The organism is Bartonella sp. WD16.2 (genome assembly GCF_002022505.1).
Lineage (GTDB): Bacteria > Pseudomonadota > Alphaproteobacteria > Rhizobiales > Rhizobiaceae > Bartonella.
The window spans coordinates 453,357-477,810 of record NZ_CP019781.1 but is presented as its reverse complement, the minus strand read 5'-3'; the positions used below and the strand labels follow the sequence as shown (position 1 = coordinate 477,810).

The 24,454-nt window shown below is 33.9% G+C and carries 18 protein-coding genes and 3 pseudogenes; 10 read left to right on the top strand and 11 right to left on the bottom strand.

Annotation, left to right across the window (positions count from 1 at the left end; genetic code table 11):
- Positions 1-23: 23 nt before the first annotated feature.
- The 5 genes and pseudogenes from BWD162_RS01770 to nagZ all read right to left on the bottom strand — a co-directional run bounded on the left by BWD162_RS01770 (position 24) and on the right by nagZ (position 4,997).
- Positions 24-683: a protein-L-isoaspartate(D-aspartate) O-methyltransferase gene (locus BWD162_RS01770; RefSeq protein WP_078705187.1), complete on the bottom strand. Its 660-nt coding sequence runs from the start codon at positions 681-683 to the stop codon at positions 24-26.
- A 136-nt stretch (positions 684-819) separates the two neighbouring features.
- Positions 820-2,097 (bottom strand): serine--tRNA ligase, encoded by a 1,278-nt coding sequence (gene serS, locus BWD162_RS01765; RefSeq protein WP_078705186.1) that lies wholly within the window; start codon positions 2,095-2,097, stop codon positions 820-822.
- Between the two features lie 39 nt (positions 2,098-2,136).
- A pseudogene (tatC, locus tag BWD162_RS01760) lies at positions 2,137-2,874 on the bottom strand (twin-arginine translocase subunit TatC).
- A gap of 576 nt (positions 2,875-3,450) precedes the next feature.
- Positions 3,451-3,734, bottom strand: a pseudogene (locus BWD162_RS08125) (twin-arginine translocase TatA/TatE family subunit).
- Between the two features lie 228 nt (positions 3,735-3,962).
- Complete coding sequence (nagZ, locus tag BWD162_RS01745; RefSeq protein WP_078705184.1) at positions 3,963-4,997, bottom strand: beta-N-acetylhexosaminidase; 1,035 nt, start codon at positions 4,995-4,997, stop codon at positions 3,963-3,965.
- Positions 4,998-5,498: 501 nt separating this feature from the next.
- On the opposite strand from nagZ, the gene BWD162_RS01740 reads away from it, so the two are divergent.
- The 3 genes from BWD162_RS01740 to pgsA all read left to right on the top strand — a co-directional run bounded on the left by BWD162_RS01740 (position 5,499) and on the right by pgsA (position 9,429).
- On the top strand, positions 5,499-6,350 hold the full coding sequence (locus BWD162_RS01740) for a 23S rRNA (adenine(2030)-N(6))-methyltransferase RlmJ (RefSeq protein ID WP_078705183.1): 852 nt from the start codon (positions 5,499-5,501) through the stop codon (positions 6,348-6,350).
- A 436-nt stretch (positions 6,351-6,786) separates the two neighbouring features.
- Positions 6,787-8,772 (top strand): excinuclease ABC subunit UvrC, encoded by a 1,986-nt coding sequence (gene uvrC / locus BWD162_RS01735; RefSeq protein ID WP_078705182.1) that lies wholly within the window; start codon positions 6,787-6,789, stop codon positions 8,770-8,772.
- A gap of 75 nt (positions 8,773-8,847) precedes the next feature.
- Positions 8,848-9,429 carry a CDP-diacylglycerol--glycerol-3-phosphate 3-phosphatidyltransferase gene (gene pgsA / locus BWD162_RS01730; RefSeq protein WP_078705181.1) on the top strand — a complete coding sequence of 194 codons (582 nt, stop codon included), beginning with the start codon at positions 8,848-8,850 and terminating at the stop codon, positions 9,427-9,429.
- 316 nt (positions 9,430-9,745) lie between these two features.
- On the opposite strand, the gene ndk is transcribed toward pgsA, so the two are convergent.
- From ndk to BWD162_RS01710, 4 genes are all read right to left on the bottom strand, one after another.
- Positions 9,746-10,168: a nucleoside-diphosphate kinase gene (gene ndk / locus BWD162_RS01725; RefSeq protein ID WP_078705180.1), complete on the bottom strand. Its 423-nt coding sequence runs from the start codon at positions 10,166-10,168 to the stop codon at positions 9,746-9,748.
- Positions 10,169-11,964: 1,796 nt separating this feature from the next.
- Complete coding sequence (locus tag BWD162_RS07655) at positions 11,965-12,138, bottom strand: autotransporter domain-containing protein (RefSeq protein ID WP_153300982.1); 174 nt, start codon at positions 12,136-12,138, stop codon at positions 11,965-11,967.
- Positions 12,139-13,197: 1,059 nt separating this feature from the next.
- Positions 13,198-13,356 carry a hypothetical protein gene (locus BWD162_RS07650; protein WP_153300981.1) on the bottom strand — a complete coding sequence of 53 codons (159 nt, stop codon included), beginning with the start codon at positions 13,354-13,356 and terminating at the stop codon, positions 13,198-13,200.
- A gap of 222 nt (positions 13,357-13,578) precedes the next feature.
- Positions 13,579-13,794, bottom strand: a complete 216-nt coding sequence (locus tag BWD162_RS01710; protein WP_078705177.1) for a hypothetical protein — start codon at positions 13,792-13,794, stop codon at positions 13,579-13,581.
- A gap of 471 nt (positions 13,795-14,265) precedes the next feature.
- Between BWD162_RS01710 and BWD162_RS01705 the strand changes: the two genes are divergently transcribed.
- Complete coding sequence (locus tag BWD162_RS01705; RefSeq protein WP_078705176.1) at positions 14,266-15,555, top strand: MFS transporter; 1,290 nt, start codon at positions 14,266-14,268, stop codon at positions 15,553-15,555.
- Here BWD162_RS01705 and BWD162_RS01700 read toward each other — a convergent pair.
- Both BWD162_RS01700 and BWD162_RS01695 read right to left on the bottom strand, forming a co-directional pair.
- The gene (locus BWD162_RS01700; RefSeq protein ID WP_078706111.1) at positions 15,552-15,776 is read right to left on the bottom strand and encodes a hypothetical protein; all 225 of its coding nucleotides are present in this window, start codon (positions 15,774-15,776) and stop codon (positions 15,552-15,554) included. The two genes, BWD162_RS01705 and BWD162_RS01700, sit on opposite strands and share 4 nt — an antisense overlap.
- Positions 15,777-15,987: 211 nt before the next feature.
- Positions 15,988-16,434 carry a DNA polymerase III subunit chi gene (locus BWD162_RS01695; RefSeq protein ID WP_078705175.1) on the bottom strand — a complete coding sequence of 149 codons (447 nt, stop codon included), beginning with the start codon at positions 16,432-16,434 and terminating at the stop codon, positions 15,988-15,990.
- 413 nt (positions 16,435-16,847) lie between these two features.
- Here BWD162_RS01695 and lptF point away from each other — a divergent pair, with 413 nt between their 5' ends.
- The 6 genes and pseudogenes from lptF (at position 16,848) to rsmA (ending at position 24,418) form a co-directional block, all read left to right on the top strand.
- Entirely contained in the window at positions 16,848-18,038 is a 1,191-nt protein-coding gene (lptF, locus tag BWD162_RS01690; RefSeq protein WP_078705174.1) for an LPS export ABC transporter permease LptF, read from the top strand.
- A complete protein-coding gene (gene lptG / locus BWD162_RS01685) occupies positions 18,035-19,126 on the top strand; it encodes an LPS export ABC transporter permease LptG (RefSeq protein WP_078705173.1) in 1,092 nt (363 codons plus the stop codon). The genes lptF and lptG overlap by 4 nt, the downstream gene beginning before the upstream one ends.
- A complete protein-coding gene (locus BWD162_RS01680) occupies positions 19,127-21,499 on the top strand; it encodes an LPS-assembly protein LptD (RefSeq protein ID WP_078705172.1) in 2,373 nt (790 codons plus the stop codon).
- Between the two features lie 112 nt (positions 21,500-21,611).
- Positions 21,612-22,604, top strand: coding sequence for a peptidylprolyl isomerase (locus tag BWD162_RS01675; RefSeq protein ID WP_078706110.1), 993 nt, complete (start codon positions 21,612-21,614; stop codon positions 22,602-22,604).
- On the top strand, positions 22,585-23,598 hold the full coding sequence (gene pdxA / locus BWD162_RS01670; protein WP_078705171.1) for a 4-hydroxythreonine-4-phosphate dehydrogenase PdxA: 1,014 nt from the start codon (positions 22,585-22,587) through the stop codon (positions 23,596-23,598). Before BWD162_RS01675 ends, pdxA begins: the two co-directional genes overlap by 20 nt.
- Positions 23,589-24,418, top strand: a pseudogene (gene rsmA / locus BWD162_RS01665) (16S rRNA (adenine(1518)-N(6)/adenine(1519)-N(6))-dimethyltransferase RsmA). Before pdxA ends, rsmA begins: the two are co-directional and overlap by 10 nt.
- Positions 24,419-24,454: the final 36 nt, after the last annotated feature.

The window sequence follows — 24,454 nt, the reverse complement described above, 5'->3', positions numbered from 1 at the left end:
TTCATAACTCTTAACCTTAAAAATCAAAGTATTTCTGCAACGTTTTCAATAAAGGGTTGATAACGCACTTGAAACATTTCCGAACATTCAAATTGACTACCAATTTTCGTATAACGCATAACAGTTTGTACCCCTTCATCTGCCCCAATAGCTTGAATGAGAATTCCATTTCCAGCTAAAATTTCTAAAAACTCTTCCGGTTCATTAGAACGTGATGGCCAAATAAGAATACGATCAAATGATCCAAAACCCGTAACACCTTTACTTGCGTCAGCCTGCTGTACAACAATATTGTCAAGCCCTAAAGTCTGAAATCTTTGTCGTGCTAACTCAACGAGTGTTTTATAACGATCAATCGTTATCACTCGATCACTAAGACATGCCATAAGAGCAGTACAAAAACCAGAACCTGTACCAACTTCTAAAACACGATGTTTTTTTTCCAACAACAACGCAGCGAGAATTAAAAGTTGTTCTTCTAAACGCTCAATATATTCACCACACTCAATTGGAATAATTTTATTATCATATGCACTCTTAAGCCAAGGAACAGCAACAAAATGGTGACGTGGAATTTTCTCAAACGCAGCAAAAAGGCGCAGATCATCGACCCCCTTACTACGCATTTTCAGTACAAGGTTTGCCAATTCCTCACGAAATTGTAAATTTCTCTTCTGCTCCATAATATCATTCGATTTTTAACGTAACGATTACCCTATTCACACGTGTATTATTTTTAAAAAAGCATTAAAATTTTTCTGATAAATACTATTATCATTTATCAGTAATAAACGTGTATCGGTGCTCATCTCACAAAAGCTAAATAGTGAGACGATTTATTCCCTTCATATAAGGCTGCAAAACATCTGGGACAATAACTGATCCATCAGCCTGCTGATAATTTTCAAGAATAGCGATAAGACAACGACCAACAGCTGTACCAGAACCATTCAGAGTATGTACAAAGTGTAATGTTTTTTCACCTTTTGTACGATACCGAGCATTCATACGTCGCCCTTGAAAATCTCCACAAACTGAACAACTTGAAATTTCACGATAACACCCCTGACCTGGAAGCCAAACTTCAATATCATAAGTTTTGCGGGCAGCAAACCCCATATCACCAGTAGAAAGAAGCACAGTACGAAAAGGCAACCCAAGTCGTTTCAATACACTTTCCGCACACTCTGTCATACGCTCTAATTCACTTAAGGATTGTTCCTCGGTAGTAATTGATACCATTTCTACCTTCCAAAACTGGTGCTGACGCAGCATCCCACGTGTATCACGCCCAGCTGCCCCTGCTTCTGAACGGAAACAAGGTGTAAGAGAAGAAAACCGCAAAGGTAAATCTGATATATCAAAAACCTCACTATTTACTAAATTAACTAATGGCACTTCTGCTGTGGAAATAAGCCATTTGCCATCTGTAGTCTGAAAAAGATCGTCAGAAAATTTTGGTAATTGCCCTGCTCCATAAACAATTTCATCACGTACAAGAAGAGGTACTGAAACTTCTGTATAACCATGTTCATCCACATGCATATCAAGCATAAATTGACCTAATGCACGCTCAAGCCGTGCCAATGCCCCTGAAAGTATTGTAAAGCGTGCACCAGACAAACGACTTGCCTGCTCAAAATCCATCTGTTTAAGATTCTGACCAAGATCAAAATGTTCCTTCGGTGTAAAATCAAATGTCGTAGGTGCACCAAAGTGCCGAACGACAACGTTAGCACTTTCATCTTTGCCTTTTGGAACATCATTTAATGGAATATTTGGTATAGCTGAAAGAGTCTTTTCAAGATTCTCCGTCAGTTGCTTTTCTTCTATTGAAGCAGAAGAAAGAAAATCTTTAATTTCTTCAACCTCAGCTTTAATACGTTCAGCATTTTTCTGATCACCCGCAGCTAAAGCTTGCCCTATTTCTTTTGAAGCTACGTTGCGACGTTCTTGTGCACATTGTATTTTTGCAACGTGCGATCGACGTTCAAGATCAAGTTTTATCAACCTTTGAGCTTGTGGTTCAATACCCCTATTTTCTAGAGCTGCATCTAATTTTTCAGGATTTTCACGGATCCATTTAATATCGAGCATTAGAACTCCTTATTTGCATCATTTCTATTTGATTACTTATTATACAAAATATAAACTTCTATTAAGAGGATTTCTTTTCCATTCAGCGAGCAATCAAAATAGATATTTCTAAAGAACTATCGTTGATAAAACTATCGCAAACATGGTAAAAAAAATCCGACAGTGTTACCATAGCCGCAACTATAAAAGAAATCAGGATGATCCACTTTCATTTGGATGACAACATATGAGATGTCAACAATTTAACTTTCGTTAACAAACTAACAATAAGAAGTAATTGAAAAATCAAACTAAAAATCCAGATAAATAGTGTCATAAAGCTCAGATAATTAGAGATACGTGTTATAAACTCTATCCTTTAAATAAAGATCCAGTAGAAATTGCTAAGAAAGGCTAAACTAAAGCATTATAAGTACTAACAAACCAATAAATAAATGCGCCCCCAACTAAAAATAAAATTAGCGCACCAATAAGAACGGCAAAAAAGCTATACACTCATTTTATAACCCCCTGTTTCTATAAATTACAAAGCTGAAAGCCATATTAGGGAATGATAAAATGACTACGCAAAAAGCAGAAAATTTTATTTTTGTTAAAAAATTTTCCTATACTTGCATTGATTGAAAACAAATATTTTTAGGACCATCATCCGATATCTTCATCGACCATTGATAAAACTATATCAAAAAACACAAAAATAATCATTGATGAGAAAACACATTAAAAAATTATAAAAAATGCAATTAGAGATGCAATAATTTGCTAATGCAATTCAATTAAGTGCTCTAAAAGGTGCTACATTTGGTATTAATTGCACTTTTTTTAGAATTCACAATGCGTTTTCACTATTTTTCTACCCTTAAGAAGTTATACTAATAACTTCATGATTATGAACAACAGGTACCATTAATTTTTTATCCGATGTATTTTTATCGTATGCAAAAACGTCTTTATCTTTTTCCAATTTATGAAATGTCGTATTTATATAAAGATTATCCTGAACATCCTTCACTATATCATGAATTGAATCAAAAAATTTTGTTAATCCCTTGTAAGAAATAAGATTTTTGCTATCCGATAATGTCTTTTGCAAATCATTCAATTTAGTTTATTTTATTGCATCATCAAACTGATGTCGAAATGCATTTCATTGGCTGTCGAACAGATGTATGCCATTAACCTTTACTATTACCTTTAGCACTTTAGGACAATCTTTTGGTCCAACTTCAATAATGAAAACAAGTAAGATAACTAAAAATCTATTCCATTAATCTCAAACATTGTTTATACTCGGTTTCTTTATTTAAAGTGATTCATGCTAAAATTGTGATTTCGTCTTTGTAACTTCACATATTACTTCTTAGAAACAGACTTTTTTCTTGTTCTAGTGAAAGAAGATTTTTTGGTACTTAACTTGTAAGTTTTACTGATAACAATTGAAATTGTTGAGACAAACATCAATTATTGTGAACAATTAACCACCTCAAGCTTACTCTCAACATTGTCCTCTTCTTTCTTCATGTTTTAAAAACCTTGATACCATTAGCAATATCACCCATTAATTCAGAAATCTTACTACACCCAAAAAGTACGAGGATAATTAGTAAAATGACAATCAAATGTGTTGGTAAAAATATTTACCCATCATTTTTTCTACGCTTTTTAAATTTTATTTATTCATTCATATTCATAGCATGAACACTCACTATATAAGCGGCATTTCAAATATAATTATATCTTACTTGTATATTTCTTTTCTGAATGAAAGGTAACAAAACACCAATTATCTTAAACTAATATTGCTACGCCATTTTCACTCTTATTCAGCATATTTAATAAATCAAACTAACGTCAAAATCACGCATTTATTTAATAAAAGCTAAGAGACTTGAAAATTCTTCTCTTAAAGCAACTTCATCTGATGCATCAGGCTTCCCAACCATAGCATGGGCACTATAAGCACGCTCTAAGGCTTTTCCTGATAAAAACGGAGTAGCATGAGCAATGACAAGCATTTCTTCCAAATTACCATTACAATGAAGAACAATATCACAACCTGCTGCAAAAATTTTATGTGTTAAATCTGACAGATCGTTCGAACACGTACTCTCTGAAAGACCTTTCATTGACACATCATCTGTCATTAAAAGACCATCAAAACCAATCTTTTTACGAATAATATCCTCTACAACTTTCTTAGACAGTGTTGCGGGCACTTTATCGTCAATTGCCTCATAAACAATATGAGCAGTCATTGCAGCTGGAAAATCTGCTAAATTTTTAAAAGGCATAAAATCATACTGTTCTAAAATATCAAGGGTTGCATCTACGCGTGTCATCTTTAAATGCGTATCGCACAATGCCCGACCATGTCCTGGGATATGTTTCATTACTGGCAAAACACCACCATCTAAAAGCCCCCTAGCAGCTGCGCGCCCCAAAGCAGTAACCGTTTCTGGTTCCTGAGCATAAGCGCGCGTTCCAATAACATCATGAGCCCCTACCACTGCTACATCTAATAGCGGAAGACAATTTGCATTAATGCCAAGCTTTATCAAATCAAAAGCGTGAAGCCGTGACATAATCCAAGCAGCACGAAGCCCTGCTTCCTGATCTTTTTTATAAATAGCTCCTAAAGTTGCAGCCGTTGGATAATTAGGTGCTAAAGGTTGGTGCAAGCGTTGCACCCTTCCCCCTTCCTGATCAATGAAAATAAAAATATCATCACGTCCACTAACTTCACATAAAGATGCAGTAAGTGCTTTGATATCGTCTGCGGTACTAATATTACGCGCAAATAAAATAAAAGCCCAAGGCTTATGCTCAGTAATAAATGCCTTTTCATCATTTGTCAGAACCGAACCTGAAATACCGGTAATCATAGCTTTCATTTCTAACATGATTATGAAACCTTAATGTTTATTTGACAATGATTCATCAATAAATTTTGAACGAATTGAGCTGCTTTCAAAAAACATGCCAATTTTAAAAGTAATACTTTGACAAATATTATATACAATCATCTTATTATTTTAGCACAAGATAATCATGTTAATAAAATAGAGATTTTTCCCAGTATGATCCTGTAATTTTAAAAAGTTCTGACAAAATAACTGTATTTGCTTTACAAATATTAATTTTTCATTAGGTTGGTCAATGATCTAAATACTAACGATAAATTTTGTTTATATAAATCACATCGATGTAAAGAATAATATAATGGATAAATGCCAATACATAAACTAATAACTTTCCAAATGCATCAGCCTTCCCAACCAATATATTGCTTTTATAATAAAGCTCTCATTGATACATAAATTTGTTATTTTACATCAAAAAAAGCTTTAAAAAGAAATAAAAGAATCTTGGTCAGTCAGTTATATATATGATAAAATTTGATTATGAATTATCGGCATATTTATCATGCTGGCAATTTTGCTGATGTTTTTAAACACATTATTGTCACGCGCATTGTAGAGTATCTCAAACGTAAAGAAAAAGCTTTTCGTGTTATAGATACACATGCAGGAATTGGACTTTATAATCTTTCTTCCTTAGAAGCACATAAAACAGGAGAATGGCGCGATGGCGTGGGAAGGCTTTTGTCAACACCTATCCCGGAAGACGTGAAAACACTCTTACATCCATGGTGTAATGTCATTGATACAATAAATAAAGGAAACAAAAAGTTTAAATTCTATCCTGGATCACCTATCTTTATCCGTCAACTATTGCGTAAACAAGACCGGCTCACTGCAATTGAATTACACAAGGAAGATTACCAAACCTTAGCAAACAACTTTGTTGGCGATTATCAAACAAAAGTTTTACATTTAAATGGTTGGCTCTCTTTAAATTCTCACTTACCACCAAAAGAAAAACGTGGATTTATTCTTGTAGATCCACCTTTTGAAAAAACTGGTGAATTTTCTCGTCTCATTGATGGAGTGGTAAAAGCATATCGACGTTTTTCTGGGGGTACTTACGCTTTATGGTATCCTGTTAAATACAATAAAGAAATTGAGAATTTTCTTCATGCTCTACATAAAACGGGAATTCCAAAAATTCTCCAGCTTGAAATGCATATTCGAAAAAAAATAACACCAACTACAATGAATGGAAGCGGTATGATTCTTATCAATCCTCCTTATCTTCTTGAAGAAGAAATACAAAAACTTAGTCCTTTTCTTATCAACCGCCTTGGACAAGATAAGAGTGCGCAAATTACCTATAAATGGCTTCATAAAGAATAGTTATAATATGAAAGCATTTTACTTTTAAAAAAGTACTCTTCATCATGAAGCTAAATCTATCAAATTGATTAGAAAGAAAACTTATTCCACTACAGATTCCTCAACTTTTAAAAATGGCTATAAAATAGAAATGATTATGACGGCTAATAGTATAAATTTGATTTTCTTTTTAACAAAACCATTCTAAAAATTTCTGGTAATTAGACTGTAATTAGATTTACTCTTTCAATAAATTTATAAGTAGGATAGATCAGTTCATCAATTTTTTTATGGAGTTAGCTTAGTGATTTTTGGTTTAAAATGATAACTAAAAATCATAGAATTAATACTATAATGCGTCCTTTATTGGTAGATAAAACTTCAAACAAACAAAAATAATACCTGACAGAAAATAACATTTCATGTGGTAAACGGAAAATCTTGTTGAAAAAATTGAATGACCCTGAAAAATGACACATCCTGTCTTCCAAATAAAGAAAAAAAACTATCTTTTCTGTCTAACATCATATGGGACAACGCTCATCAAAGAAATGATAACCATAAACTCAAAGGAGCTACACTTATACAAGAATTTGTTAAACATCTTCCTCATAAACCAGGAGTTTATCGGATGTTTAATGAAAATGGTGACGTCCTCTATGTTGGTAAAGCACGGAATTTAAAAAAACGCGTTTCAAGCTATACCCGTGAACAAGGACACAATAACCGCATTATCCGTATGATTAATGCAACATGTCATATGGAATTTGTTGTTACTCATACAGAGACAGAAGCATTACTTTTAGAAGCTAATCTCATCAAAAGATTACATCCACGTTTTAATGTATTACTGCGCGATGATAAAAGTTTTCCCTATATCATTATTACTGATGATCATCGAGCACCTGCACTTTATAAACATCGTGGTGCTCGAACACGAAAAGCTCATTATTTTGGTCCTTTTGCCTCTTCCGGTGCTGTTGCACAAACAATCAACGCTTTGCAACGCGCTTTTTTATTAAGGACTTGTGCTGATTCAGTTTTTAACAATCGTACACGACCTTGCTTACTCTATCAAATTAAGCGATGTTCAGCTCCTTGTACACATGAAATCAATGATAGCGATTATATAAAACTGGTTCAAAAAGCAAAAGCTTTCCTTTCTGGAAAAAGCCAATCAGTAAAAAAAGATATGGCTCAAGCTATGCATAAAGCTTCAGAAAACCTTGATTTTGAACAAGCTATTGCTTATCGTGATCGTTTATCAGCCCTTTCTCATATACAAAGCCATCAAGGCATTAATCCTCAAACGGTAAAAGAAGCTGATGTATTCGCAATTGCACAACAAGGAGGAATGACCTGTATTCAAGTATTTTTTTTCCGCATGGGACAAAATTGGGGAAATCGAGCTTACTTTCCAAAAGCCGATTCATCTTTTTCTAATGCTGAAATTTTAACGAGTTTTATTACCCAATTTTATGATGATAAACCAATTCCAAAACTCATCCTTTTATCAGAAAAAATTGAAGAAGAAGCACTTCTTACAGAAGCACTAAATCTGAAAGCAAATCACAAAATATCTCTATCCTTACCACAAAAAGGTGAACGCAAATCTCTTGTTAATCACGCTTATACCAATGCTTATGAAGCTTTGGGACGCAAACTTGCTGAAACAGCAACACATACAAAACTCCTTCAAGGTGTTGCTGAAACATTTCAACTACCTTATACTCCACGCCGCATAGAAATCTATGACAATTCACATATCATGGGTACCAATGCAGTAGGTGCGATGGTTGTTTTTGATCAAACAGGATTTATTAAAAATCAATATCGCAAATTCAACATTCGTTCGACTGATATTACACCTGGTGATGATTTTGGTATGATGAAAGAAGTTATTGAACGAAGATTTTCCCGCCTTATTAAAGAACATGGCTTGCCCAATAACAACAAAGATACAAAAAATGATACTGATAATTCTTTTCCCATTTGGCCTGATCTTATCTTGATTGATGGTGGTGAAGGGCAAATAAATATTGTTCGTACATTATTATCTCAATTGGGATTAGATGACTTTATCACAGCAATCGGTATAGCTAAAGGTGCTGACCGTAACGCTGGTTGTGAACGATTTTTTATAAAAGGAAAACCCCCTTTCACATTGCCCCCACACGACCCTATTCTTTATTTTTTGCAACGTTTACGCGATGAAGCACACCGTTTCGCACTCGAAACCCATAGAACAAAACGAAAAAAAGAAACATTCAAAAATCTACTTGATGAAATTGAAAATATAGGTCCCACAAGAAAATACGCTTTGCTTAACCATTTTGGAAGCACCAAAGCCATTGCTAATGCTTCTGTTGAAGATTTAAACAAAGTAGCAGGTATTTCTACCGCAATGGCACAAAAAATCTATAACCATTTTAATGAAAAATAAGGACTTGCTTCATATTCATTGCCTTGTTACGTTTATAAAATATGCTGTACTTCATAAAGGATTGAAAACGGCTCAATGGAAAATCACACTTTTTCTTTTCCAAATATTCTGACTTACGCACGAATTGTCGCGGTTCCATTAGTTGTTGCGTGTTTTTTTTTAGAAGGACGGCTACAATCAAGTGATATTGGACGCTGGATTGCTGTTTTTATTTTTGTGATTGCGTCTATTACAGATTTTTTAGATGGCTATCTTGCCCGTATTTGGAAACAAACATCCAATATCGGTCGTATGTTAGATCCAATTGCAGATAAATTGCTTGTTTCATCCTGTTTGCTGTTGCTTGCTGCAGATAGTACTATCGCTGGGTGGACACTTTGGGCAGCCATTATCATTCTTTGTAGGGAAATTCTCGTATCAGGATTACGTGAATATTTGGTTGAATTAAAAGTCAGTGTTCCTGTCTCTCGTCTTGCAAAATGGAAAACTTCTGTACAAATGGTAGCCATTGTCTTCCTCTTAGCAGGTCCAGCTGGTAATAAAATTTTCTCTTATACAATGGAATTTGGCATAATTATGCTATGGATTGCAGCTCTTCTTACATTGTGGACAGGATGGGATTATTTCCGTGCAGGCTTAAAACATGTTATTACATAAATTAAGTGATAAAATTGCAATTTAATTAGCAGTTAGAAAAATATCCGACATATCTGTATTGAAATGCATGTTTTTTATATTAAAGATAAAATTAGAACACTATGTGCAAATAATAAAGTTATCGATTATAATTATACATTTCTGAGCTTTTATCGCGACAAAAATACTCCATTGCATATATTTGAAATTGAGTATTGTCTTAAAATAATTGAAAAATTTATATGATATTTATAAACTTTTGAATAAAAGTTATCACTTAGGAAGAAAAAATCCCGAATACTATTTCAGGATTTTCTACTTTTCGCACATGCTTTTATTAACCAACGATTTCAATATCGGAAAACCAATAAGCTATTTCTATTTTTGCAGATTCAGCACTATCTGAACCATGAACAGAATTCTCACCAATCGACAAAGCATATACTTTACGAATTGTCCCTTCCTGTGCATCCGCAGGATTTGTAGCCCCCATAACTTCACGGTTTTTCGCGATTGCATCTTCACCTTCCAAAACCTGAACAACAGTTGGACCAGAAGACATAAATTGTACTAACTCTCCAAAGAATGGACGTTCTTTATGAACCGCATAAAACCCTTCAGCTTCATGTTGACTCATCCATACACGTTTAGATGCAATAACACGTAAACCTGCATCTTCAAGCATTTTAGTAATTGCTCCTGTCAAATTACGACGCGTTGCATCGGGTTTAATCATCGAAAAAGTACGTTCTACAGCCATTTGATTACCTTATTGTTTCATAAAAAATTATCTTGTTATTCTATAAGGAGCCTTTTGCCAAGTAACTGTTAGTGAATTTACATCAATTTTAAAATTACATATTTTTATAAAGCTTATCTCCATAAAATAGAAATGCTATTGGTCAATGACTTCACATCTATAAAATCATCTTCTATTTTCTACAGATCAAATCTAATCGTGTTGATTAAAAATCTATACAAAAAAGAAGATTCTTATTCCATTAACATCTAATGATATTGCAATACGGATGGCTAGAGATTTTTGATTGACCATCGCTCCAACATTGCTTTCCCATCCCATTGGTTCAAAAACTGAATCTACCATCACAGTAATTGAAAACTAATCTTTCTCACACTATCACAAGCGACCTCCCACCATAAAGTGGTAATATTATCTATGTCTCAAAATAGTGAATTGGGTAAATTATCTAAGAAGTACAAACAACTAAACAACCTTTGCTTGAAATTGTTCTAGCTATGACAAAAATATGCTAATCTTTTTCTTAAAATAAAAAGAAATTAATTTTATATGTATTATTGCTATTCATACATTGTTTAATAGAAGTTCTTAAACTTTTTTAAGAAAACGATGTTGCTTTACTAAGAACAATCAACAAAATAACACCGTTAAAAACATTCCAATCTTGTATTATCACACACATAAATAGCCAGAACCAAAGCATAGATAAGCATTTTTAATGAATAAACTGCATAGTTCAATGAAGAATGAGCTTTTACCTATTTTCATAACCCTACTTCTTTAAAAAATTATAAAATATGTACAAGAATAAAAAAATAAAAGAATTTTAAATGCACTAATTTATATTGTTTTATCAACACGAAATACAAAAGACGTAAGAATTAAAGCTACTGTTATTTTATCTCTACTTGTAAAAGAGATACTTTTTTACATCATCAATTTTCTTGATCAATTAATTAAGTTAAATCACTCATATGTTTCAAAAGAAAGCAAAACAAAGACTTTTTTTCATCCCATAAAATTTGTTTGACTTAAAAAATATAGAATAACATCCCGTTCATTCTAAAATATACCCCTAAAATCAAGGATTAAACAGGAGGACAAAATACAAAAAGCACAATACATACTATTACATTAAAACATACTATTACATTAAAGTTTATTATAACAAAGTACACTTTTTCAAAAATGGATTTTAATTTTTTTAAAGCATTTATTTGCAATAAGCAGATACATATCTAAAGTTGAATAGAGAATAAATAATTGCATACACTTAAAAATATAGCGTATACTTAAAATTTCCTGAAGTGACTGCGTCATTTTATGATCTTTAAGTATATTGAACTTCTGTATACAATATTAAGTTTTTGCTGACAAAACTATTAAAACCTATTGCCAATTTACCTGCACTGCCAGACAAGTCAGTGATAAATTTATGCCGTTTATTAATCATTGTATGATTATTATCTATATACTCACACAACCAAGCGGCCGTCACATAACCTATTAAAGAAGAAACATTTGTATTAAAGTTAAATGCATGCCTAATAGATAATCCAACTTCACTATGTAATTATGTAATGAAGTAGATAAACTTATATCACCTATCATACCATTGGAAAACTGTATTTCTTTACCTTTAACCTGTAATCACGTGAATTGGCTATAAGATCGCACCCAAGTGCTTTGCCCTGTTTGAAAACGACAACCTCCCTCCAAGGATGTACCTATCGCCCCATTGGTTATAGTCTCCTTGAATAGCTAAACCACTTGTAGAAACCTGCTTTAAGATGATTTTAGTAACGATTATATTGCAAAATAACTATCAAATACCAACCATATTCATTTAAATAGGTTGCATAAGTTCCAAAGCTACAAGTATCCATACTACTGACACAACGACGAGCATAACTAACACGTGTTTGATCATAACTGCCAAAGCCACCAGTGTAGAGCTTTCCGTATAGCAACTATGTTACCCCGATTAGTACCCAACATTATTCTTGTTCGATTTAGCTTAAAATGTGTATGACCCGTAGAAATTCACTCTTTATTCTTGATCACATATGTTCAGAGACCCGCATTTTCCCTACTCTTATCTAAATCCCTTTCCAGCACACAAACTTTGTAATTCATTGTTAAAAAACAAGTTCAGGAGTAACCTCTAGAGGACAGTACTGCATCAGTTGAAGGAATAGTTTAAAAATTAGAAGCTTTCGGTTTTTCTAGATCAAGAACTGAAAAGTTTGATTGATATTGATTCAAATACCGAGGAGAATGTCTTCAAGGTTTTGGCTTAGTGACCTGATTTTTTAAAGATGAAGTAGCTGAAAGATCAGAATTTAGAGATTCCTGGCCTCATATGCCGACGGAATCGATTCTGGTATTTTAATTCAGAAATTTTTGTACTCAAATACTAAATTTTCTTATTTTTTTACCTTTCATATTTTTCTGAATCGCAAACTATACATGTAAACTCCCCCATCAAAAGCACTAATATCTTAACCAGATTGGCCTACTAAAAATAATTATCTTTCTCACTTTTATTGGTAATTAAATTAAGTTCGGTAATTACATCGTACGCTCTTGAAAAAGTTTAATGATTTCTACGCCAGAATAAAGAACACTTATTTTGTGATTACCTACACCATTATCAATTAGCAGATAATCATTACCACCCCCTATATTACGCAAATTAAATTAGAAATATAAACTACCTGAAAGATCTTTAACATGAAGATGTAAATGGTGATGACCATACCTAACAGAATCAAAACTAACAGTTCGATTTCTACTCAAATTGTCAATATCAATCTGAGAGTTATTTTTATCATTCCACGAATCAATAAATGGTATACTTTGTTGTTTATTTATAGTAATATTTTTTGTAATATGGTTTTTAGAATCAGCCATCGTGAAGATGAAGATACCGACCATCAATTAACTATTGTTTTTCATTTTAATGTTGTATTAGTATGCGCCCATGAATTGGCAGAACTGTTAATTGTTAGATCTTTTATAACCCAACCCTAATATATTATTTGAGTAGCTTGTTCTTTTAAAATAACATCATTAACTTCGCCTCCTGTTAAAATGTTTTTCCTACCATTTTTAGAGGCTTCAGTATTTGATGCAGTATCACCCTTTTCTATTTGCACTTTATAAATATTTTGTTCCCCTTTTTGCATAACCTTTGTAGCCCAAGCTTGCCCATTATCATATACATTCTGTTGCCTTCAAACTTCATTTTACCAGAAATTACAGAACTATAAGCACTATTACCTCTACTTTGCAAATCACTATTCCCTAACACAAACTGCTTGCTACCTTCGACTTTAGTATTCATTGCAACTACTCCACCTATAATTACGTGTTTTCTCCTTTCATTAACAATAGCATTCATTGAATTTCTAATGATTAACAATCTTAACATTACCCCTTTCAATCTTAGTATTCTGGCCGATACCCCAAGTAGCACATACAGTCCTCTGTACCCTTCCTTTATCAATCACTAAACTTTTCAACAGTTCATTCATATTTTCAGTAATCTTTTCACGTGCATCTGCATTTTGTATGAGAAAACTACTCATTAATAATACTGAAACAGTTAGTTTACTGTGCTGCATAATCTACACTCCATTATCAATAATAAATAAACACTCCTCCTTCTTAACAGACTGCTCTATTTATATCATAATATGTTTTATTTGCAGCAATAATAAATTTTTATCAGAAACTGCTAAAGTGCTTTTCACAGGCTTTCTTCGGTTTGCAAAAGCAGATCAGTATGGAAAAAGTGAGAATAATACCCTCATTAAAAAACACAAAATGAAATAATTGATTTATATAGCATGATATACCTCTATCCCCTAAAGCTTTAAAGAAAAGATCTCTTATCACATTTAATTTAACGCTAAATTAATAAATAGCATGATTGGTATTAACAATACACATTCCCTCACTCTTATCATGCCCTATTATTATCCTGATACACTTTAATAGTAATAATACTGACTCGACACTAATATGAAATTCTTATAACTATTAAAATCTTACCTTAATATTTTAATTATCTGTATAAAAGGAATATCCTATTCATGTCTATGAGCGTAGAAAGACAGCGCGTAAATCAAACGAATTCGCCTATTCGAATTTTGTTAGCAAGCCTTGTTGGCACAACAATTGAGTATTTTGACTTTTACATTTTTGCAACTGCTGCAGCTCTTGTATTTCCTTATTTGTTTTTTCCACCACAAAATAATCAACTTGCTATTCTACAATCTTTCCTTGTTTTCGGTGTTGCTTTTTTTGCCCGTCCTCTCGGATCTATTATTTTTGGACATTTTGGTGATAAAATCGGACGGAAAGCAACACTTGTTGCTGCTCTCCTCACAATGGGTATTTCAACAGTTATTATTGGCATTCTTCCCACTTATGAAACAGTCGGTTGGTGGGCACCTTTTCTTTTAACTATGTGCCGTCTTGGTCAAGGAATTGGACTAGGAGGAGAATGGGGTGGAGCTGTTCTACTTGCAACAGAAAATGCTCCACCAGAAAAACGTGGTTGGTATGCAATGTTTCCTCAATTAGGATCTCCAGCAGGTTTACTTTTATCTATTGCAGTTTATTTTGGGCTGTGGAACATTCTTGACTCTGACCAGCTTTTTACGTGGGGATGGCGTATCCCATTCATTGCTTCAGCTTTTCTCATCATCTTAGGATTATGGATGCGTACTTCAATTGGTGAAACACTTGAATTTAAAAAAGCACTTGATCACAAAGAGCGTGTAAAAGTACCCGTCATCAATGTATTCTTCAAACATCCACGGATTGTGCTTCTTGGTACATTTGCCAGTATGACAGCATTTGTCTTATTTTATTTGGTCACTGCCTATTTATTAAGTTATTCAAAAAATCATCTGCAATTGCCATTTAATCAAACACTGCAAATAGAAATGATTGGAGCTATTGTTTTTGGCCTTTCTATTGTACTCACTGGAAAATTTGCCGACCGTATTAAACGCAGAACTTTAATGATTTGGGTAACAATAGGTACTGGTATTTATTCTTTTGCAATTCCTTACTTTCTACATTCTGGAATTGTAGGTGTTTTTGCAATGTCTATCATTGGCTTAATGCTTTTAGGGATTACATATAGCCCGTTGGGTACCATTCTTGCATCACCATTCCCAACAGCCATTCGGTACACTGGTGTATCTCTAACCTTCAACTTAGCTGGCATTGTTGGCGGATCTTTTGCACCTTATATTGCAGAATCTTTGGTGCAGTATTTTGATGTGACTTACGTTGGCTATTATCTTCTTTTTTCTGCTTTTATTTCGCTTATCTGTTTTATTTGCTTTACAGATAAAGAGATATCTTACTAACATACAATGAAGTATAATAAAATTAACGCTGGCGGCAGAAATGCCGCCAATTTTATTTTTAAAGACATTGGTCTAGGCACACTCCACCATAATATCCCAGCAAACAGTATACAAAGAAAAAAGAATAAAATATCTGCAATATACTCAATATGAATGATAGAAAATTTTTGTGATAGAATATGCGTTGTACCCAACCATGAAACACATAAAAAAGCCAGCATTACTGCCCATAAAGCAAGTAAAATCCGATCAACCACCGCTCTTATTCCATTTAAATATTGTGATTACAGACAACATTTTTATTGCTCCCCTCCCCAAAAAAATAACAATAAAAACCTAACAACTTTCTTTTTAATTTTTTCTAATATTAAAAAGTTCTTTATTAATTATTCAGACAATACCAATAAATTAGAATAATAAATGCTATGCATATCAAATTTGTTTCTCCCAACCGCGATTTTTAGTCTGCTTCCAGTAAGTTAAATTATGGTTTTCTGTTCCATACTTTTTCCACTGTGCACGAGCAAAATTTAACTGCTCGTCGTTACGACCATCAAATATCACTACAAGCCGTTGATAAATATTAATATCCGAACAAACTGCTCCTTCTACAAGAAAGCGTATTTTTGAATCATTTGGATTCTCATGACCCGTAGTGAGAAATACAGGTTGAAAATTTGGATATTTATCGCATTCAGTTCCATGCCCAATAAATGCCCCTTCAGCGTAAACCCATAAACGAGTATCTATGGCATCAAGCTGCTCTTCACTTATACATTGTATTGTTACTCTGTCAAAACGTGCAACCGCACGTTCTACCAACACTGGCAAGATATCTTCTAATGTTGACTGCGTTAAATGATAGAACAAAATATCCATCTCTTAACCCTCATCACTCTTTATCGAAAAAGTGTAGTACTCTTTTTGAAACATTTCTATATTCCTAAAAAAGAGAAGGAACAGCTCGGAACATCATAATTTTTTTTCTTACTATGTGTATTATGTGTATATTGTCTTTTTGTAATGTATTAAATGATAGCAAAAAGAAACAAGAAGAATCATAATTTTAAAATAAATGAAAAAATTTATTTTGTGTTATTTTCTTAGCTTTTCTTGATACCGCACTTGAAAAAACATGGTAAAATGAATTAAGATTATTTCATAATTTCTTGTTGCTTACTAGAAAAAAAGCACAAAGAGGTCGTTTTTAAATTTTGACTACTATATCTTATTAATTTGGCACATTATACAGTATCTTTTTCAAATTAAAGACTAAGGATGTTACCCAATTTATGCGTATTATTGAGTTATACATCCTAAAGCGTATTTTTATTTTATTCAGTGCTGTGATGGTCGCAGCAATCGGTATTAGCTTGACAGTGCAAGTCCTTGCACGAATTGATTTTCTTACAACAAATGGACAAACATTCCTAACAGTTTTATATTTTTCATCTTTATTAGTTCCTCCTGTTATTTCCCTTATTATCCCATTTGCACTAGTGATTGCAATTACAACTATCCTTTTAACAATGAATCAAGATTCAGAGTTAGCTATTATCAGCGCCTCTGGCTTTTCCAAAAATACTGTTTTAAAACCAATTCTCCTTTTAGCTATTCTTACTGCATGTACGTCTTTTTCAATCGCTAATTTTGTTGCTCCTCACGCACGCCTTAATATGCGACAAATGCTGGCAAGCACTCATTCGGATCTCATTAATCTTTTTATTCGCGAAGGCAGCTTTCAAGCACTAACAAACAATCTTTATATAGAAATTGGTGAACGGTACTCAGATGGAACCATTGGACGTCTTTTCATTGCTGATCAGCGCGATTCTAAGATTGATCTTCTCTATTATGCAACTAAAGGCACAATTGTTAATAATAAAAATGGAAATTTTTTAGTTCTCAATGATGGTGAAATTGAAAGAGTGAATTATCAAAATGATAGTGTCTCAATTATTAAATTTAACTCCTATACTTTTAGCTTAAGTGAATTCATTCCCAATAATGGAGAGCCAACTATTTATCCTAAAGATAGGCCTCTTTCTTATTTGTTACATCCTGATCCATATGATCCCTATTATCAGCGTAACCCACTTCAATACAAAGCTGAATTTCACCGTCGACTCACAGAGTGGCTCTACCCAATTGTTTTTGCTTTAATTGCAGTAGCTGCAGCAGGAGATGCGCATTCACATCGACAAGCACGTACATCAGCAATCGTTTTCACGATTACTTTTTCCTTGTTGATTTATTGGGTAGAATATTTTTTCGCTGAAAAAACGAAAAATGACCTCACTTACGTCCCTCTGCTCTATATTACGCCAATAGGAGTAAGCATATTAATCTTTTTTATACTACTGACAAACCGTAAAATTAGTATGCCTGCAAAACTTAATGATATTATTCAAACACTTTTTCAAAAAATGACGGACAAATCTGAATATCGAAAATCTTACCATTCTTCGGACAAAACATCATGATTGGATGGACACTTGGGCGATATTTTTTTGCACGTTATATTAAAACAACCTGTTATTTTGTATTAAGTATTTTTATACTTGCCCTTTTAATTGACTTTACAGAAAACTCTGGTCGACTAGCCTCCCTTCCCCATTATACAGCAAAAGGTGCACTTCTCATTTCAGCGTTGCGTATCCCTTTTATTATGCAGCAACTCTTTCCTTTCATTGCACTATTTTCTGCAATGACCATGTTAATATCACTTAACAAAAAATTTGAACTTGTTGTTGCTCGTTCAATTGGTGTTTCTGCGTGGCAATTTCTTATACCCGCTTGTCTTGGAGCTTTTCTTTTTGGGTTATTTTCGATTCTTTTCATCAATCCATTTGCCGCATGGGGATCTTCTCAAGCAGAAAAAATGATTGCTGAATGGCGTAGTAATAATGTTCAAACATCTATCAACAAGAATCGTATCCCATGGTTAACGCAACATACAAATTTAGGGATAACAACTATTGGAGCCAGATCAATCACACAGCAAGGCCTCTCTCTTATTGATGCAACCTTTGTGCAATATAATGATAACGCAACAGTTAAAAATTGGATTCACGCAAAACAAGCAACGTTAGCAAATGGCACTTGGCTGTTAACGAATGGAACGATTTATAAAACAGGCCATGTTCCTGAAAAGTTTACTGAATTTCGTATAAAAACAAATCTAAAACCTGAGTTTTTAACTGAATATTTAGCCGATCCTGCAACTATTCCATTTTACAAATTACCAAGAAAAATTTCAGCTGCACGATCATTCGGTTATTCTGCAAATAAGTTTGATATGTATTTGCAGTCATTGATTGCATTACCAGCATTACTTGTAGCAATGACTCTTATTGCAGCAACAGTATCGCTAAAATTTACACGCCTTGGACAATCTAAAGCATTAATTCTTGGTGGTGTAATCGCTGGATTCATGCTTTATGTCATTTCCGTACTCGTTCAAGCTTTTGGTAATGCTGGATACATTCCTCCAGTTATTGCTGCTTGGACACCAGTTGTCATTGCGTTGTTTTTTGGAATTTCCTTTTTACTTCATAAAGAGGATGGTTAGGTGAAATTGCTAACAAGTAAGAGGATAATTTTGACAAAACTGAACATATTAGTTTTTAAAAGTGCTATCAGTTTTGTTTTAGGAATAACCTTATCTTATTCTGCAATAGCACAAAATTCTAATCTTTCTCCTCAAAACTACATTCAATCCCTAACATCCCCCCTTTTACTCTCTGCTGACAAACTCACTTACAACCATAACGCAAACACTGTCTCTGCTGAAGGAAATGTTCAAATTGAATATGATAACAATAAAGTTATTGCCCAAAAAGTCACTTACAATCAAAAAACAGGACGTATTATAGCACAAGGAAATGTTGAAATTGTTCAAAAGGATGGTAATAAAGTCTATTCTGATTATATTGATATGACTCAAGACCTTGGTGAGGGATTTGTAAATTTTTTACGTGTTGAAGCTATTAACAACACACATTTTGCAGCTGAAAATGCTGAACGCAAGGGCAGTCAACTTACAATCTTCAATAATGCTGTCTATACAGCGTGTAAACCTCATCATTACAAATCAGATAGTGAAGTCTTTTGGCAAATTAAAGCAAAAAAGATCATATGGAATAACACCACTAAAACAATTCAATTTGAAGACGGTCATTTTGAAGTTTTTGGTGTACCAATTGTTCGGTTTCCTATTTTTGAACTCCCTGATCCAAATGTAAAACGCGTCAGCGGTTTACTTGCTCCTCATCTTTCTTATAATGATCATCTTGGTATTGGTATCAAGAATTCTTATTTTTGGAATTTCTCACCTCATTATGATTTTACACTTTCTCCCACTTTCTACACAAAACAAGGACTGTTAACTGAAGGAGAATGGCGTCAGCGTTTAAAAACAGGTAATTATAACATCCGTTTTGCTCATATATATCAAATTAATCCTCAGAAGTTCGATAACGATACAATTGATGCGCAAAAAAACAATCGTTATATGGTAGCAACAAAAGGCGATTTCCGTATTAACTCACGTTGGACTTATGGTTGGGATATTTTTGCCCAGTCAGATCAGCATTTTAGCCGCACATATAAACTTGGAAACTATAGTAATCCTTTACAACTTTCTCAGCTTTATTTGAACGGCCTTGGAGAAAAAAATTACTTTGATATGCGTTTTTACCATTTTACCGTTCAAGATTTGATACCTACAAATACCATTAACGGACATCATTCTCAGCAAGCATGGGTTTTACCCCGTATCGATTATTTTTTCACACCAGATAAATCAGTTTATACTGGGGAATTTACTTTTCATGCCAATATGCAATCAATTTATCGCAATCACTCTAACTTAAACTATACCGATTGGCAGGAACATTCCTTTTATATCTCTCAGCCTTCTGATATACTTGGAAATAGTTTTCGGTTAACAAGTGAAATAGAATGGAAAAAGCGTTTTAATACACAAAATGGATTACTAATAACCCCTATTCTCGCACTACGTAGTGATACAATAACAAATGCCCGAAGAAGTTATATTGGCCATCTCGCATATGACTCATCGACAAAATTTAACATTGCCTCACCAACTATTCGCGGCATGGCAACAGCAGGTTTAGAATTACGTTACCCCCTCCTTGTAACTTCTGGCATCTCTACACACGTCTTAGAACCAACAGTACAACTCTTTATACGCAATAATGAACAACATGCCGGACTATTACCAAATGAAGATGCGCAAAGCTTCGTATTTGATGCAACTACTCTATTTCAACGCGATAAATTCTCTGGTTATGACCGTGTCGAAGGTGGAACAAGGACAAATATAGGCCTAAGATATTCCGGAAGTTTTAATAATGATTGGTCACTTTATGGCCTTGTTGGACAATCTTTTCATCTTGCAGGAAAAAATTCTTTTGCAGAAAGGAACTTTGTCAACGTAAGTATTAATTCTGGTCTTGAAACATCGCGTTCAGACTATGTTGCAATGTTTAATGCAAACCATGACAGTGGTTTTGCCTTAGAATCTCGTGGACGTTTTGATAAAAAAACAGGTCAAATCCGCCGTGGTGAAGTAGAAGCATCTCAAAAATGGGCAAATTTTAAAGCATCCTTACAATATGCCTATATCCAAAACCAACCTAATTATGAATATACACAAGATCGTCAAGAAATTTCTTTTCAAATTGGTATTAAATTTTCTAGGTATTGGTCTATATACAACGATGTCAGTTATGACTTAGTATCTAGTACATTTATAAAGCAGGGAATAAATTTAAATTACAAAAATGAATGCTTTGAAATGAAAATCGGCTATCAACAGATAACTAATCCAGGGAAAAATGCACCTTTGCAGAATTTTAATTTTTCTCTTTCATTACGTACAATCACGGATATTGGGCAAAAGATAAAATCAGATTTATAATGAATGTAGCAAGAATGTAGAAATGTTTTAACTTATCATTGTTTTTATGTAGGAAAACATATATTTTAATTTGCCAATGAAAATTTGATAAACAATGCGAAATTTTATTTATATGAACAGATTTAAAAATAGTGCTTTTGCTTTATTTTGTACTTCTAATTTGACCTTTTGCATCGCTGCTTTCAGTGTAAGTAGCCTTATAGGTGCACTTTTTATATCATCAGTGCTTGCGCAAACAACAGTTGCTATCACAGTCAATGGTAATCCCATTACAAATTACGATATTCAAAGGCGCATTGCCTTTCTCAAATTACAACAAAAACAGGGTGATCTTGCTGCACAAGCCAGAAATGAACTTATTGATGAGATGCTTAAAAACATTGAAATAAAGCGTCTTAATATTGATGTCAGTGATAATGAAATTAATAGTGCTTTTGAAAATTTTGCAGGACAAAATAATATGACCGTTGATCAGCTTAGTGAAATGTTGAATCAAACTGACGTTACAGAAGAGCACTTTAAAGCATATATCAGCGGACAAATGGGATGGGGACGTCTTGTTAATGCACGTTATCAATCTGAAGATGGCCGCCTTACTGAACAAGAAGCCGCACATAGAATATTAAAAAATGGAGGTATAAAGCCTTCAACAAATGAATATACATTACAGCAAATTATTTTTGTCATTCCTTCCCATCGTCGTGCAGAACTTCTTACAAAACGTACACAAGAAATAAATAATTTCCGTGCACATTTCCAAGGATGTAATAACACTAAAAAACAAGCGCAAGGCATTTTAGATGTTACTGTTCGTAATTTAGGTAAATTTTTGGAACCTCAACTTCCTACAGATTGGGAACAAGCTATCCGTGCAACACCTGCTGGAAAAATGACCCAACCGCATGAAACTCCATATGGTATTGAAGCACTTGCTGTCTGCCAAATAAAGAGAGTTTCTGACGATCGTGTTGCCCAACTTATGTTTTCTATTCAAGATAATCAAAAAAGGACTCCTCAAAAACTTGAAGCTTTAAGTGAGAAATATTTGAAAGAATTGCGACAAAGAGCGCATATTCAAAATCATCATGACTCCGCTAGTCGTTAGTAGTGGTGATCCAGCAGGTATTGGCCCTGAAATAGTTTTAAAAGCGTGGAGTATGCGTAATATACGACATATTCCGCCCTTTGTTCTGTTGGCTGATCCTGAAGTTATTCGTTCACGTGCTTATTTTTTACAACTCAATGTTGATATAGAAACTGTTTTTGTAGATAATCTTGTAAAAAATTTCCAAATAGCTCTCCCTGTAATGCCATTAAAAAATCGGCAAAATGACCAATTAGGAATGCCCTCATCAAACAATATCGCTGGAATAATTGAAGCTATTACACGCGGTGTTCAACTGATTCAAGATGGTCATGCATGCGCACTAATCACATGCCCTATTGCAAAAAAAAGCCTTTATGATTCTGGATTTAAATTTCCAGGCCATACTGAATTTCTTGCTTACCTCGCCCATAAAGCTTCAAATAAGCATTATCACCCGGTTATGATGTTATCCGGACCACAATTAAAAACAGTGCCTATTACTGTTCACATTCCACTCAATGAAATTCCCTCACATCTCACGTGTAACTTAATCATTCAAACAGCATTAATTGTTGAAAGTGATTTAAGAAAGCGATTTGCGATCACTACACCTCGCTTAGCTGTAGCCGGTCTTAATCCGCATGCCGGAGAAGATGGTACAATGGGAAAAGAAGATATTGAAATTATCTCTCCTGCAATTGAATACCTTAAGAAAAAAGGACTTAATATCATAGGCCCTTTACCTTCCGATACAATGTTCCACCAACGTGCAAGACAAACATATGATGTTGCTCTTTGTATGTATCACGATCAAGCCCTTATTCCTGTTAAAACTTTAGACTTTGATACCACTGTTAATATTACCCTAGGATTGCCTTTTATCCGAACATCTCCAGATCATGGAACTGCTTTTGATATTGCCAACAAGAGAATAGCCTCTCCTGAAAGTTTTATTGCTGCTCTTACACTGGCAAATCAACTTGCTAAAAATAGTTTTACAACATGCCAATAGATAACCTCCCCCTCTGCGTGAAGTAATTAATACATACGGGCTGCAAGCTAATAAATCTCTTGGTCAAAATTTTCTTTTTGATCTTAATTTAACATCTAAAATAGCCCAACAAGCGGGAAATATAGCGGGAAAATCTGTTATTGAGGTTGGCCCAGGCCCTGGAGGTTTAACGCGTGCCCTGCTCGCAAAAGGCGCTATTGTAACAGCAATAGAACGTGATGAACGCTGCCTACAGGCGCTATTAGATATAGAAAAGCACTATCCGCAAAAATTAAAGATTATTTGTAATGACGCACTAAAGCAAAATTTTTCAGAAATTTTTGAAACATGTCTAGAGAAACCACATATCATCGCAAATCTTCCATATAATATTGGAACACAGCTCTTATTAAACTGGATTTTAACTGAACCATGGCCTCCTTTTTATAAATCAATGACACTGATGTTTCAACGTGAAGTAGCCAAACGTATTACCGCTACTCCTCATTCCCCTCACTATGGCCGCCTTAGTGTATTAATTGGCTGGCGTGCCATTGCAAAAATTGCTTTTGATGTTCCTCCACAAGCCTTCACACCAATACCTAAAGTTACTTCTTCCGTTGTTCATATTATTCCACGCCCACAACCTCTCTCCTGTTCAACACAAAAATTAAGCCTTGTGACAAAAGCTGCCTTTGGGCAAAAGCGAAAAATGCTTCGTCAAAGTCTTAAAACTATTGGAGGTGAAATACTTTTAGAAAAATCTGGAATTGATGGAACACGTCGAGCTGAAACACTCTCGATTTCTGAATTTGTGTCTTTAGCAAATTTGGTCATTTAAAAGTTTTAAACTTTTGTTCATGTAAAAGCTTTCTAA